Origin of the sequence: Crenothrix polyspora (assembly GCF_900163755.1) — a bacterium.
Classification (GTDB): Bacteria; Pseudomonadota; Gammaproteobacteria; order Methylococcales; family Methylomonadaceae; genus Crenothrix; species Crenothrix polyspora.
This window is the reverse complement of record NZ_FUKI01000108.1, coordinates 43,759-58,518: the sequence shown is the minus strand read 5'-3', so window position 1 is coordinate 58,518 and position 14,760 is coordinate 43,759. Positions and strand designations below refer to the sequence as shown.

Here is a 14,760-nt window from a genome sequence, read left to right as displayed (position 1 = left end):
TTAGCATTATGGCCGTTAAAAATCGTATTTAAAACCCGCCTGCACAAGACGTGGCGAACCCGGCAAGATACCACGGACACGGTCGACGACATAGGTGTTGTCGAGCATGTTTTTCAGTGACACGTACAAGGTCAGATCCTTTTGAACCTTATAAGATGCAGAAAAATTGACCACCACATAGTCGTTGATTTTACCATATTGACCCGACAGGGCGGCAGGGCTATTGGCACCGTTCGGATGATCTGCACCGCTGTTCAAACTTCTAAAATCAGCAAACTGGTCAGCGACAAAAACCGTTTCAAAATGGGCATCAAAGCCATTAGGATGCGAATAACCCAGCGTAGCGGTCAGCAAATGCTCCGGTGTATAAGGCAAGCGTTTACCCGATTCTGAACCTGCCACATTACCGCCAGGGCAAGCAGGCGACATCGTGCCATCAGACAACGGCATACACTGGAAAGGCGAAGTGCTTTGCGCGGTCGGCAACCAGGTATAGGCAATTTGCAAATACGGATTATGCTCCCAGTTAAACATTTCACCCGCATCAATACGGTTCATAAACTCAATGCCTTCAAACAATGCCGAACCTTGCGCTACAGGCGTATCATTACCACCCACAGTACCTAGTACCGTTAACGCATCGAAATCATTACGGAAATAAGTCAGTTCGGTTTTCATGCCAGCCATCGGTTGACTGCGTACACCGAGCTCATAGTTCCAGCTTTTTTCTGCGCCAATTTCTACACTTTGGCCATTAGCATAAACGCTATCCTCAACGCGCGGCGGTGCAAACCCACGGTGCATGTCAAAAAACAAAATCGCTTCATCGATGGGCGTGTAAGTCATCGCAAACGATGGCAACACTTCGGTGAGTGAAGATTGGCCTTGCTTGCCGCCAGGTAAATTATTTCTACGCTGGTAGCTGACCGATTCGACCCGCACACCGGGTGTAACTGTCCAATCGCCCCATAAAAATCGGTTTTGGGCAAATCCTGAATAGGCATCTGCGAAACGGTCATTATTTTCTATGGTATTGCCGGTGCGGGCAGTCGGACTGTTACCGTCCACTGTTAATCGGTTTTGGGTTTCAAAATGGGCGCGGTAACCCGCATCGAACTCACTGTCGATACCAAACAGCTGGTGTTTGGCGTGCAGGTTTTGGGTAAATCCCCAGGTTTCATAATCGCGCAACCGGCCACGGGTGAAATTACAAGTGTCAACATCGACCCGCTGACCCGCTAAACGCGCATCACGAAAAGCCGTGCCACATTGTTCGCCCGCCGAAAAACTACCATCAGGCCTTTGTGAGGGATCGGTCGGCTGCTGGTTCATTTGCCGCCACCAATCGCGGCTAAATTTTGACCAGTAAAAACTGGTCGATAAGGTCACATCGTCATTAAAGCGAAATTCATGCGTTGCCGAGGTTCCAAAGCGTTCGGTCGTGTAGTGGTCGTTCTTGAAGGGATTGTAAAACTGGCCAAAGTTTTCATATTCCTTCTGGGTGATACCAAAGGTTGACTGCGAATCTTCCCGATAATAGTCGCCGCGCACCGTCAGCGTGTTTTGGGCATTAATGTTAATAACACCTTTGAGATTGACATCGTCGAGCTGGGCAAAGGTGTTGTCACGGGCGCCGCTGCCTTCTTTATGGATAAAATCGATCAGACCACCGACTCCATCAACACCCTTGACATTTTTGGCCATGCCACCATAACGCAAGTGACCATTTAAGTAGTCGCGGTTACCGCCAGTAAAACTGGCAAAACCGCCAGGTTTGGTGGGAATTTTGGGAGTCAAGTAGTTGATTGCGCCACTGATGGTTTGCGGACCAAACTGAGTAAGGTCGGCACCTTTAAAAATTTCGATGCCGTCGTAACGCTCAACCGGCGGATGATAGTAAATGTCATTGTCGCCATACGGCGCAAAGTTGAACGGTAGACCATCTTCCATAAACAGGATTTTAGTGGAGCGGAACGGGTTCATGCCGCGTATGCCGATGTTGGGGCGAATGCCCATGCCTTCTTCGTCACGTACATAAACACCGGGGGCTTTACGCAGTGCTTCGTTAACGTTGGCAACATGATCCCTAAACAAGGTTTCTTTGTTCAACACGGTGCTGGAACCAGAAACGGCAATACTGGTGCTGCCGGTATCCGTGATTTCGAGATCCGGTAATGCGATAGCGGTTGAATCGGTTTTTTCGTCGGTCGCTGTTGGTTGACTTCTATTTATTTGGGTACGTTCATCGACTTGTTCACCGGCATAAGCAACGCTTACTAAACAAGAGCTTGCTATACATAGCGACAAAGCCTTGCTAATAAGACGGGCTTTTTTCTGAGTTGAATTTTTCTTCATTATTATTTTTTCCCAAAAATACAGTGGTATTCAAAAACCACCAGCGAATGTGCAGCCTCGTCCACTAGACAAGAGTTACACATCCGCATTAGGTTTCCGATATGAGCGCAGTGAGGCACTATAACGGTCGAACATAAATTCAAACTTAAAAACGACAAGGTTTTACAGGGAAATTGAACAACCGTAAGCGTTTTCGCCATTTGTGGAATACCATTAGCGTTATCTTTGGTGGATAGGCACAATACGCGCTCGCAGATTCAGTATTTTATTGCCAGCGTGGTATTGACAGCTCTCCCAACTGCTGGATTAGTTAAACCTTATTCACCGAGATTGACCTTTTTTAAAATTGGAACTCCAACCATGACCGAAGCTACCATCATCTGTACTAAATGTGGTACAGAAAACCGTTTGACTGAATCGCTGGCCGCTCCTCTATTAGCGGCAACCCGCAAACAGTTTGAGCAGCAATTACAGCAAAAAGACCAAGACATCGCTCAACGCGAGCAAGCAGTACGTGACCAGCAAAAACAATTACTGGACGCGCAACGCGCTGTAGAAGCCCAAGTGGCAGAGCAAGTCGGCAAGCAAGTACACGCCGAACGTGAACGCATTATGGCTGAAGAAAGCAAAAAAGCCAGGCAAGCCGCTGCCGCAGAGCTAAACAGCAAAGCGCGTGAGCTGGCCGATATGCACGACGTGCTAAAAACCCGCGATGCTAAATTGGCCGAAGCGCAGCAAGCCCAAGCCGAGTTAATTAAAAAACAACGTCAATTAGATGATGAAAAACGCGAGCTGGAACTCACGGTAGAAAAGCGCGTGCAAGACAGCATTACCGAAGCGCGTACTCAGGCCAAACAAGAAGCCGATACGATTCGCCAGCAGTTTGAGCAGCAATTGGCACAAAAAGATCGGGCAGTGGCGCAGCGTGAGCAAGGTTTACTGGCTAAAGAACAGCAAATGACCGAGCAATTAAAACGGGAGCGTGAGCGGGTTATTGTCGAAGAAAGTCAGAAAGCCAAGCAGTCGGTTGCAGCAGAGTTGAGCCATAAAGCACGCGAATTAAACGATCTGCAAGACGTACTGAAAACCCGCGATGCTAAATTGGCCGAAGCGCAGCAAGCCCAAGCCGAGTTGATTAAAAAACAACGCCAGCTAGACGATGAAAAACGCGAGCTGGAACTCACCGTAGAAAAGCGCGTACAAGACAGTATTACCGAAGCGCGTACTCAGGCCAAACAGGAAGCCAATGCGGTACGCCAGCAGTTTGAACAACAGTTAGCCGAAAAAGATCAGACTATGGCGCAACGTGAACAAGGGCTGCGCAATAAAGAAGCACAATTGCTGGAACAGTTGAAGAACGAGCGTTTGCGGGTAATCGGTGAAGAAAGCCAAAAAGCCAAATTAGCGGTTGCCGCTGAATTGGATAACAAAGCCCGTGAATTGGATGATCTGCAAGCAGTGTTAAAAGTGCGTGATGCAAAGCTTGCCGAAGCCCAGCAAGCGCAAGCTGAATTGATTAAAAAACAACGTGAATTAGACGATGAAAAACGCGAGTTGGAACTTACGGTAGAAAAACGTGTGCAAGATGGTTTAAGCGATGTGCGTAGCCAAGCCAAGCGTGAAGTGGAAGACAGCATAAAACTCAAGCTAATGGAAAAAGACCAGCAGATGGCTTCTATGCAGCAAAAAATTGAGGAGCTAAAACAAAAAGCCGAGCAGGGTTCGCAACAGTTACAAGGCGAAGTACAAGAGCTGGAATTGGAAAATATGCTCCGGCTCAAGTTTCCGTTTGATTCGATAGAGCCAGTGGCCAAAGGCGAATTTGGCGGCGATACTGTGCAGCGCGTTATCAGCTCTACTGGCAATACCGGTGGCACTATATTGTGGGAGTCCAAACGCACCAAAAACTGGAGTGATGGCTGGTTAGTTAAACTACGCGAAGATCAGCGTAATGCCAAGGCGGATATTGCAGTATTAGTCAGCCAGACGCTGCCTAAAGGCATTGATACGTTTGATGTGATTGATGGTATATGGATTACCAGTCCGCGTGCGGCCTTGCCAGTAGCGACTATTTTACGTGACAGTTTGTTGCAAATTGGGCTGGCCAGAATGTCTGCTGAAGGCCAACACAGTAAAACGGAAATGGTCTATCAATATCTGACTGGGCCACGCTTTAGGCAAAGAGTGGAAGCCATCGTTGAAGCTTTCTCTACCATGCAGGAAGATTTGGACAAAGAGCGTAAAGTCATTATGAAGCAATGGGCAAAACGGCAATCGCAGATTGAGCGAGTGATGAACGCCACTATTGGCATGTACGGCGATTTACAAGGCATTGCGGGGAAATCGTTGCATGAGATTGAGGGCTTGGAGATGAAGGCATTAGACTTGGATGATAGTATTGACGATAACAGTCGGTAGTATTGGCTGATGCCAAAGTAACATATCCCCCTATGTGCATGTGAATATGTGCATAGGGGGTTGCAATAAAAACGACAGTTTATTCAGTGTAATAATTGTCGAATTGTCTTAAATACATACCGGAATCACCGTAGCCGTAGCTGGAGTATTCTTGGGCATCAACCATTGATAATAAAGCCCCTGCAACATTGCCATTCGCTTGAGTTAACTTTTTAATACCCCAGTTAACAGCTTCTTGTTTAGTCACCGCCCAGCGCACAACAAATATGGTTGCATCAACTTTTTGCGATAAAATAAGCGCATCAGCCCGTGCAGCAATCGGTGGTGAATCAATAATAACCGCATCATAAGCGCTGTCTAAAGATCTTAAAAACACATCAAATTGAGGAGAAGCAAAAATACTGGTTAAATCGGTAACTTGCTTACCGCTACGCAATACATCGAGACCTGTTGATTTTTCTGTCCAAACAACATTTTCTAAACTCTGTTCTTCTAAGAGTACTTCGGCCAAACCTGGCGCATCCGACAATTGAAAAACTTTTATAACACCAGGACGATAAGAATCGCCATCAACAAGTAACACACGTTTGCCAGCCATCGCATACATTCTTGCTAAACAGACAGCAGCGGTGGTTTTGCCCTCTTTGGGTTTTGTCGATGTTATTAAGATAGTTTTAGGTGCTTTACCTTTGCCAGAGATATCAATATTCCAGCGTAGCGCATTAATTGAATGCGCTAAAGCCGAACGTGGGTACTGCACAATGTAATTATCCAAAGACATACCCGCCACTTTACCTGCACCTTTTAATAACGGTACGAAGCCTAAGGAAGGCAGTCCAGTAGTACGCTCAATCTGTTCGCCACTACGATAGCCAGGAATTAAGTATTCCATTAGGAATGCTAACATAATGCCTAAAATACTCGATGCAACAATAGCTAAAGCTAAAATAGGTTTCTTTTTCGGGAAAGTCGGCTCAGATAAAGCCCCAGCACGCGAAATAACGGTAGCATCGGCTTGCTGAACCTCCATATTTTCCTGTGCGCTTATTTCTTTAAATCGTGAAACAAACGTATTAAGCAACATACGATTCGCTTCAGCATCACGATTTAACGCATCCAGTTGTACTTTATCGGTATTGTCTTTGGCCAATTGCCCCTTAAGTACATCCATATTGTCTTGGAGTGTGGCAATTCTGGAGTCAGTAATTTGCAATTCATTGGTCAAGCCGTTCACAATTTTTCTGATTTCTATTTCAATCTTATCTTGCAGTGAGTTAAGTTCGGCAACAAAATTCACTAACTTAGGGTGTTTAGGACCGTAATCAGTAGAAAGCTCAGCAACTTTTCTTTGTAACTCAGACTCTTGAGTACGCAAGCCCTGAATTAAACTAGACTGTAAGACCTCACTGGCGGATTCTATGTCGCCGTGTGAGTTTAAAAGATTCTCTGCTTGACGCATACGTGCAGACGCTAATGACCTGTCGGCTTTAGCAACAATTAATTGCGAATTGACCTCAGAAATTTGTTGTTGAATAAGCGTACCATCCTTACCATTCAACAGCCCCGAATTTTTTCGATACAATTCAACAGCATCTTCTGATATTTTGACCTGTTTTTGCGCTGAAGTAACTTGTTGATTTAACCATGAAGAAGCCATTTTTGTTGCTTCAAACTTAGAATCTAATTGTCTTTTTATATACTGACTAACAATGGTATTGGTCACACGCGACGCAGTAATTCTATTTTGTGACGTAAATTTGATAGTAACAACACGCGATTCTTTTTGTTGCTGTACATCTAAGTGTTTTAAAAAATTGTCAATAATTTGTGTCCAACGTAATTCAGATTGGTACTGTTTTTCAGATACCCCTGAAGAATCAACAATATTTTCAAGAATTTTTTCCTCTGGCGCAAACAGTTTGCCGCTATTTTCTTCATTTCTACTAACCGTGCTAGACAGTGTGACATCTTGAGCGCCGTCATCGTCATCATCAACAGATATTTTGTTAAATTCAGGATCCTGATCAAGATTAAGCTCTCTGATAACTTCACGCGCCAAATCCGGTGACCGAAGAATCTGTATTTCACCGGCAATGGTTTCCGCATCTGCTGATAAGGTCGGTACGCTGGCATCCATTTTGGTGATGTTACGCCCTCGATTTTCAATCATCATTTGCGCCTCCCCCGTATAAAGCGGCGCAATATTCCAAAGGATTGCTGCAACTAAGGTGCTTAATCCCAAAACAATAGCTAAAATTAGCCATTTTCTACGCCATATCACAGCAAAAATTTGCCGAATACTAATACCGTCAGAAGCCGACGGGGTAGCGAAGAAACTTCTTACATTGATTGATTCAGATTGCACTGACTCATTATTCATTTAAAAACTCCTAAATTCTGAATTCGTTGTTATTAGTTTATGCATATCCAGTAAATGCAAATACCGCATTCAATCAATGTGTGTAACCTTACTGATCATTATCGTAAACGTAATATTTTGAAATTAAAACCATTTTTATTCGGCATGCACGCGCATTTAAGCCGAAAGAACAGTGCTGTCGTTTTAAAACCACTTAGATAACTAAGACAGCAAAACTGTATTAAACCCTATTAAAAGATATAAACATCCTAAGTCAGCGGCAAAAACAACAGCAAAGCCATGTAACCAGCCAACACTTTAGACTGTAAAAAAAAACTCGACTATATTGTTTTTTTACCACATTTCTTATTAATTAATCATATTACCAAATATTACTTTACTTTACATTGCTATACGTCATATTTTTAAGTATTTTAGCGTTATTTTTAACTAAAAAAATGTTTAATAGTGTAAGCATAAAGCCTTGTTGCAATAATTTCCAATTTTTTTCATTGAAAGACATTGAAACAAAAAACAGTAATGTGTCCCCATAAATTCGCTTAAGCTTAACCGCATTTAGTGTGCTTAATCGAACATCTCTTTTTAAAAATTCACATAGTTTTATCAAGCTTCGGTAGTAGACTAATCAATTTATAGTATCCTATCAATAGGTATAATCACCTATGATATTAAAGAGATTTGGCTATTGTAATGCTGTGTGTTTTTTCGGGGTTTCCACTGTAAAAACCAAAGGCATTCTTAATAAAAACGCTACATTATTAGTCTACCCATCGTCATGAAAATAAATTTTTTGCCACTCTCCGTAAAAAAATATTTGCGTATTTCGCCGTATTTTTTATGCGTATTATTTTTGTTTGGCAGCAGCGCATGTTCCTACGAAGATACACATGCTATCGCGGGTAAAGTCGGATTTTTTAAACATGCCAATACTGCATTTGACAGCTATACAACAAAGCCTGATGCCAAGCAGCAGCAATGGATGCAAAGCCACTATCAAGGCATATTAACGTACACACCGTACTTTGATACCCGACTATCTTGGTATCCTAACGCCTGGTTTTATATCGACAGCTACGCCATTTACGTCAACAGTGACATCGCTCAAAAACACCCTGAATGGATTATGCAAGATGCCCAAAAAAATAGGCTCTATATCCCGTGGGAATGTCATGGAAAATGTGAGCAATTTGTGGGAGACTTCAGTAATCCTGACTTTAAAAAATATAAAATCGAAGAAATTCGCACTGCCTTAGCAAAAGGTTATCAAGGTGTTTGGATAGATGATGTTAATTTAACATGGCGCGTAAGTGATAACAATGAAATACATCGCATACCTATGGATAGACTAACGAATAAACCCATGACACTGACCGATTGGCAGCGTTATTTTACAGAATTTATGGAGGAAATTCGTCGTGCTTTCCCATCTGCTAAAATCGCCCATAACGCCATTTGGTATGCCGATACCATGACCACAGAAAATCCTTTTATCAACCGTCAAATAAAAGCAGCCGACTATATTAACATTGAACGTGCTGGTAATGACAGCGGCTTAACAGCAGGTAACGACAGGTGGGGTTACGAAACATTTTTGCACTACCTAGATTACGTACACCAACAAGGTGCTGGTAGCATTTTAATGGATTTTGGCACAACGGCCACTGAACGCGAATACGGTCTTGCTACCGCGCTATTGATCAGTAACGGTAATGATTTCATTAGCAGCAATCACCCCGACTGGACAACACCAGACCATTGGTGGCCAGGTTATGCACTAAACTTAGGCAAAGCACTGAAGCCACGTTACTCGTGGCAAGGTCTATTGCGTCGAGATTTTGAATGTGGCCAAGTATTACTGAATCAACCTCAATTGCCTGAAAAAACCGTCACCCTTGAAGGCGATTTGCACACAATAGATGGCACTGCGGTAAAACAATTAAAGTTACAGGGAAAAACTGCCGCTGTATTGTTAAAATCCTGTACTCGAAAATAAACACAGCGTGATTTCCTGCCCGATGCTAACAAATACCCTAATGCCATTAAGGCTCAACTCGCTGATTGCCAAATGGCCTAAGATCATGGCTTAATTCCATTACAGTGCCGTTAGGTGATGAGTTATTTTGATAAATAACTCTTGCGCCCTCCCCTGTTTATAATTTTACTCTTTCATCAAGTGAACATACGCTATGCCGCTAAAAACTGACTTTCGCACGCTACTTTCCTTATGGGTAAACTGGATGCTCCGTAGTCCAGTCGTTGTACTGCTGATAATGGCGCTGCTGACTTTTTTTGCGATACAGTACACGGCCAATAATTTAAGTATTAATACCGACACCGCTGAACTCATCGCCCCTGATGCACCGTTTCAACAAAACCGACGTAATTTTGAAAAAGCTTTTTCGCAAGACATGCACACTTTATTGCTGGTAGTGGAATCGGACACGCCGGAATTAACCAAAGCCGCCACCAAACGACTAGGTCGCTTACTCAGTACCGACAAACACACTATTCAAAGTGTTTACATTCCTAACGACAATGCATTTTTCAACCAAAACGGCCTACTTTACCTAGACAACGACGATTTACAAACCATTGCCAGCAACTTATCACAGGCGCAACCCTTTATTGGTCGCATTACCCAACAGCCTAATTTAACCGGCTTTTTTTCTATTTTTGAAGATGCACTCACCTCTACCGATAAGAACCAAAATTTACCAACCGATTTAGCGGCCTTGGTTGATAAAGTCTCTTCGGTACTGCATAAATCAGTCAATGGCCACACCAGCTTATTGTCTTGGCAGGCATTAATTGCCGAGAAAAAACTCAAAACACCGCTCTCTACCAAGGGCTTTATTATTATTTTACCCACTTTTGATTACACGCAAATTCGCCCTGCTGAGCTGGCGATTAACTCCATTCGGCAATCGATTGCACAAATACAGGATCCCAGTTTACCCAATGTCAAAGTCTGGATTACTGGCGAAGTAGGCCTTGAAGACGATGAACTATCTGGCATGAGTGCCGGTACGTTTACGGCCAGTATCTTCTCAATTGTCTTGGTATGCATTATTTTATTAATCGCCTATAAATCCATTATATTTACCATTGCCACTTTACTGACTTTGGCTTTAGGCATGGTGTTTTGTGGTGCGTTTGCGGCATTTTCTGTTAAGGAATTAAATTTAATCTCAGTCGCTTTTGCGGTCTCCAATATGGGACTAGGCGTAGAATACGCCATCCATTTTTGCCTGCGCTACCGTGACAACCTAAACCACCATGTCGATCGAAGCCGAGCAGTTTACAGCACCTTAATGTCTACCAGTCCGTCTTTAATTTTATGCGCGGGTACTACCGCTATTGGCTTGTATGCGTTTATTCCAACCGATTACAAAGGCGTATCTGAATTAGGCTTACTGGCAGGTACCAGCCTGTTTATTTGCCTGTTAGTTACTCTCATCGTGTTACCGGCTTTATTAAAAGTTATTCCTATGGCCATGCCCGTACAAACGCTTACCGATAAAGCCCTGATTAGCACATTAGCCGAAAAAATCGCCACAGCAACATTGCATTACGCTAAACCGATAGTCATTATCACCGCAACTGTCGCAGCCATATCTATCGCTTTGGTGTTTAAAGTGCAAACTGACTTTAACCCCATTAATTTACGCGATCCCAATACCGAATCCGTCATCGCCTTCAAAGAGCTAACCAAAGACAAAGAAACCACCCCGATGACGTTAACCATTTTGGCAAAAAATGAAGCCAAAGCCAAAGCCTTACAGCAGCAATTAGCGACGATTGCATCCGTGGACAAAACCATCAGTCTGTTTGATTTTATACCTACCGATCAAGAAAACAAGTTATTAACTATTGAAGACATGACGCTAACTTTGGGCACAACACAAACCTTTCCGGCGTTAAAACCTGACCTTGATCCTATTCCGGGTATTACCCATTTAATAAAAGCCATTGAACTGGCATTACCCACGAAAACCGATGCCCGCGAAATACAATCTTTCAGTACATTTAAAAAAGAATTACAAGATATGCTGCTGGAACTGGACACACGCCAAGAACCCAGTCGTCGTGATTTCATTGAAAATATACAAACGGCTTTATTAGGTACGCTACCTAACGTGATGAATGATCTTTTTACCAGCTTTAAAGCCAGTGAAGTGACATTAAACGATTTACCACTGGATATTAAAGACCGCTGGTTAAGCAAGGAAGGTTGGTATCGAATTCAGATATTTCCTAAAAAAGATTTAAATGACCTAAGCAATCTTCAGCAATTTATTACCGATGTACAAGCAATCGCGCCCGAAACCACGGATTTACCGATTATGTATTGGGAGTCGATGAAAGAAGTGATAGCCGCATTTCAACAAGCCATTGTCATTGCATTAGTAACCATTGCGTTGCTGTTGTATGTAATTCGTCGCAATGTAATTGATACGCTGTTAGTGATGACACCGTTATTATTAGCAGGTTTATTAACGATGGCCAGTACGGTACTCACGCATACCCCGATTAACTTCGCCAATATTATTGCGCTACCGTTATTATTAGGGTTAGGCGTTGATAATGGCATTCATATGGTGGAAAAACTGCATCATTCGCTGTCCGATACACAAAATATTTATCAATCCAGCACCGCCAGAGCGATGTTTTATGGCGCATTAACCACCGCATCCAGCTTTGCCGGTTTGGCATTTTCGCCGCATCAAGGTATTGCCAGCATGGGGCTGATTATTACTATGGGTATTTTTTGGATTATGGTGTGTACGTTTATTGTGTTGCCGGCTTTGAGTAAAGTGGTGTTAAAAAATAAAGTCAACGCGTAAATTACCCGTCTATCTTCTTTCTCATGACAAAATAGTTACTTGTCTTACTACGTCAGAAATTGTAAAAATTTCTGATAAAAATAGAATGGTGGATTCAACTAATGAGTACAATTTTATTTTGTAGCAAAATTAGCTGTTATAAAAATAAACCTGGATTCCGCAAGCTCCATCCAGGCTACCTCGCTACAAGTTTCATCAATGCGAGGGCAAGCACTGCGTTTGCAGTGGGTAATGTTGTTGAATAGCGTCAAAATCCTTATCGTTGTGTAGTAAATAACACTGATAATACAAGGCAGTGGCGGCAATAACACAATCATTGGTTTTGCGGATGGTAATGCCTTGTTTTCGCAAGCTGCGGTAAATATCCGCCGCAGACAGCCAAATGGCTTCGTGAATGTCTAGTTGAATCAACGGAGCTAGGTAGTCTTTAACGGTTTTGTGCTGTTTGTCGTTGGAGATGCCCTGCAATACTTCGGTCAGCACAATGCCACATAAGGCTAAATCCGCATCGGTTTGCAGCAGATGCTCTAGTATTTGCACATGTGGCAACTCACGCCCCCCAAAGAAATCAATCCACACACTGGTATCAACAAGTGTCATTCTGCTGCTCGCAGTGTATCCAAGTCACCGTCCCATTGAATAGTGCCTTTAAGGCTCAATAATCTACGTTGCTGTTTGTGGCGCACCAGTTCACGTAACGCATATTCAATGAGTTCACGGCGTGTTTTTATGCCGGTAGATTGCAAGGCAGCATCCAACAGTTGTTTATCCAATACAATATTGGTACGAATGCAAGTAGTGTCCATAACGTTCTCCGATGTTTACTTGTCGCTATAATACACTTATTTTCTGCAATTAGGTGTATAGATTTCGCAAGCTCCATTCAGGCTACCTCGCTGACAACAATAGAGACAATCCGGTCAATTTTGGCCGAGCCTGATTGACAGCAGTATAATACAAACCATAAAAGCCACGAATGTTCCGCGTGGATACAAAAAATACCATCCCCAGTTTTTGTCGATGCATTGGGTGGGCAAAAAAGCGTTGCCCACTCTACTGGGCTGCACCCGGAATATCGGCGCGTCGATAACGTGACATATCAAAATTGATCAGCCAAGACGGATTTTGATTATAACAAAAGCCGTCAAATGTAGGGTGGGCAGGCAATTTTTCCCACCAAAAGCATCACCGCATTGTTCCGCGTGGGCACGAACAGCATGTGCCCACCCTACCTGGCTACCTGGCTCCCAACAGCCCCATCCAAGCTACCTTGCTCACTTTAATAAAATAGTGCTATAGTGCAGTAGTGCGTTTATCCGTATGGGGATTACTATGGCGACAACTGTATCGCAACCGAACATCAAAACCATTGGGGCCAATGGGCAAATATCCTTAGGCAAGCAATATGCAGGAAAGCAGGTATTAGTCGAAGAACAAGAACAAGGCGTTTGGCTGATTCGTACCGCAACGGTTATTCCGGACAATGAGCGCTGGTTGCAACAACCTAAATCAGCAGCAGATTTGCAGCAAGCACTGAACTGGGCGCAAGCCAATCCGGCCAGTGATACCGACTTGGACGCTGTATTAGAACAGCTCAAATGAAAACCGGTACACGCGACGAAAACAAGGTGCGCCTTGATCTCAATAATCCTGTTTTTCAAGAAAACTTGTTTGCTTTGCAAAAAACAGAGCGGCTTGCTGTTCTGGATACCTTAAACAAATTAAGGCAACTCACTTGGCACCAGGTTTATCGGGACAATGGTATTAAGTGGGAAAAAATTGTTAGCGTTAATCCACCCGAAGGCATCAACGCATTGTATTCGTTGCGCATTACCAAGAGCCGCAGGGCAACGGCTTATCGTGAAGGTGATTTTCTGCGCTTGTTAACCATTGCACCCGATCACGATAGTACTTATGGTAAAAAATAAGCCCAGTCAAAAGCCTGGATTCCGCAAACTTCATCCAGGCTACCTTGCTGATTGACAGTCGCAGAATACAAACCATAAAAGCCACGAATGTTCCGCGTGGATACAAAAAATATCATTCTCCGTTTCTGCAAATACATTGGGTGGGCAAAAAAGCGTTGCCCACCCTACCTGGCTAAAAACTTGAACATCGAGTATTTATTACTATATTGCCCCGCGTGGGCACAAAAAACATGTGCCCACCCTTATTCTTGATTCTACCGTTTGGTAATCGGAATCCTTAACTTAATAGCAGTGAACTTATTAGCCGCCTAAAAAATCCATTTTGCCTATTTCCACACCATTATGTCGCAAGATGGCATAGGTGGTGGTAATGTGAAAATAGAAATTAGGGTACACAAAATCCAGCAAATACGCCTGGCCTAAAAAGCTGACTTCACGGCTGCCCAATTTCAGGGTGATTTTGCGCTCTTCACTGCCATCGATTTGTGCAGCACTGACACTGTGCAAAAAGGCCACGGTTTTGGCGATACGTGTCTGCAACTCGGCAAACGTGGTTTCGTTATCGGCATAGCTGGGTACTTCAATACCTGCCAAACGGGCGGCGCAACCTTTGACGATATCGGTGGCAATTTGTATTTGACGGCTTAAAGGATACATATCCGCTGCCAAACGTGCGTTGACAAAGATGGCCGGATCAATTTTTTTGGCTTCGGCATGGACCGCAGCTTTATCGAGTATGGTGGATAAATTACCCAGCAGTCGCACAAAAGAAGGGATTGAGGCTTGGTACATAGTTAATGACATAAGGTTACTCCTGTGAAAAAAATATTATTTT

At 43.4% G+C, this 14,760-nt stretch carries 10 protein-coding genes; 5 read left to right on the top strand and 5 right to left on the bottom strand.

Annotated elements, in window-relative coordinates; genetic code table 11:
• Positions 1 to 15: 15 nt before the first annotated feature.
• A complete protein-coding gene (locus CRENPOLYSF2_RS08600) occupies positions 16 to 2,355 on the bottom strand; it encodes a TonB-dependent receptor family protein (protein ID WP_087143541.1) in 2,340 nt (779 codons plus the stop codon).
• A 360-nt stretch (positions 2,356 to 2,715) separates the two neighbouring features.
• Here CRENPOLYSF2_RS08600 and CRENPOLYSF2_RS19190 point away from each other — a divergent pair, with 360 nt between their 5' ends.
• Entirely contained in the window at positions 2,716 to 4,773 is a 2,058-nt protein-coding gene (locus tag CRENPOLYSF2_RS19190) for a DUF2130 domain-containing protein (RefSeq protein ID WP_245807955.1), read from the top strand.
• A 79-nt stretch (positions 4,774 to 4,852) separates the two neighbouring features.
• On the opposite strand, the gene CRENPOLYSF2_RS08590 is transcribed toward CRENPOLYSF2_RS19190, so the two are convergent.
• Positions 4,853 to 7,153 (bottom strand): GumC family protein, encoded by a 2,301-nt coding sequence (locus tag CRENPOLYSF2_RS08590; protein ID WP_087143540.1) that lies wholly within the window; start codon positions 7,151 to 7,153, stop codon positions 4,853 to 4,855.
• A 775-nt stretch (positions 7,154 to 7,928) separates the two neighbouring features.
• Here CRENPOLYSF2_RS08590 and CRENPOLYSF2_RS08585 point away from each other — a divergent pair.
• Together CRENPOLYSF2_RS08585 and CRENPOLYSF2_RS08580 are read left to right on the top strand one after the other, a co-directional pair.
• Complete coding sequence (locus CRENPOLYSF2_RS08585; RefSeq protein ID WP_087143539.1) at positions 7,929 to 9,146, top strand: putative glycoside hydrolase; 1,218 nt, start codon at positions 7,929 to 7,931, stop codon at positions 9,144 to 9,146.
• A gap of 193 nt (positions 9,147 to 9,339) precedes the next feature.
• Positions 9,340 to 11,997, top strand: a complete 2,658-nt coding sequence (locus CRENPOLYSF2_RS08580) for an MMPL family transporter (protein WP_087143538.1) — start codon at positions 9,340 to 9,342, stop codon at positions 11,995 to 11,997.
• 195 nt (positions 11,998 to 12,192) lie between these two features.
• On the opposite strand, the gene vapC is transcribed toward CRENPOLYSF2_RS08580, so the two are convergent.
• On the bottom strand, positions 12,193 to 12,597 hold the full coding sequence (vapC, locus tag CRENPOLYSF2_RS08575) for a type II toxin-antitoxin system VapC family toxin (RefSeq protein ID WP_087143537.1): 405 nt from the start codon (positions 12,595 to 12,597) through the stop codon (positions 12,193 to 12,195).
• Positions 12,594 to 12,803, bottom strand: coding sequence for a type II toxin-antitoxin system VapB family antitoxin (locus CRENPOLYSF2_RS08570; RefSeq protein ID WP_087143536.1), 210 nt, complete (start codon positions 12,801 to 12,803; stop codon positions 12,594 to 12,596). The genes vapC and CRENPOLYSF2_RS08570 overlap by 4 nt, the downstream gene beginning before the upstream one ends.
• Positions 12,804 to 13,329: 526 nt before the next feature.
• On the opposite strand from CRENPOLYSF2_RS08570, the gene CRENPOLYSF2_RS08565 reads away from it, so the two are divergent.
• Both CRENPOLYSF2_RS08565 and CRENPOLYSF2_RS08560 read left to right on the top strand, forming a co-directional pair.
• The gene (locus CRENPOLYSF2_RS08565) at positions 13,330 to 13,599 is read left to right on the top strand and encodes a hypothetical protein (protein ID WP_087143535.1); all 270 of its coding nucleotides are present in this window, start codon (positions 13,330 to 13,332) and stop codon (positions 13,597 to 13,599) included.
• Entirely contained in the window at positions 13,596 to 13,925 is a 330-nt protein-coding gene (locus CRENPOLYSF2_RS08560; protein ID WP_087143534.1) for a hypothetical protein, read from the top strand. The genes CRENPOLYSF2_RS08565 and CRENPOLYSF2_RS08560 overlap by 4 nt, the downstream gene beginning before the upstream one ends.
• Before the next feature lie 300 nt (positions 13,926 to 14,225).
• Here CRENPOLYSF2_RS08560 and CRENPOLYSF2_RS08555 read toward each other — a convergent pair whose 3' ends face one another.
• Positions 14,226 to 14,729 carry a DUF1993 domain-containing protein gene (locus CRENPOLYSF2_RS08555; RefSeq protein ID WP_087143533.1) on the bottom strand — a complete coding sequence of 168 codons (504 nt, stop codon included), beginning with the start codon at positions 14,727 to 14,729 and terminating at the stop codon, positions 14,226 to 14,228.
• Between the last annotated feature and the right edge of the window lie 31 nt (positions 14,730 to 14,760).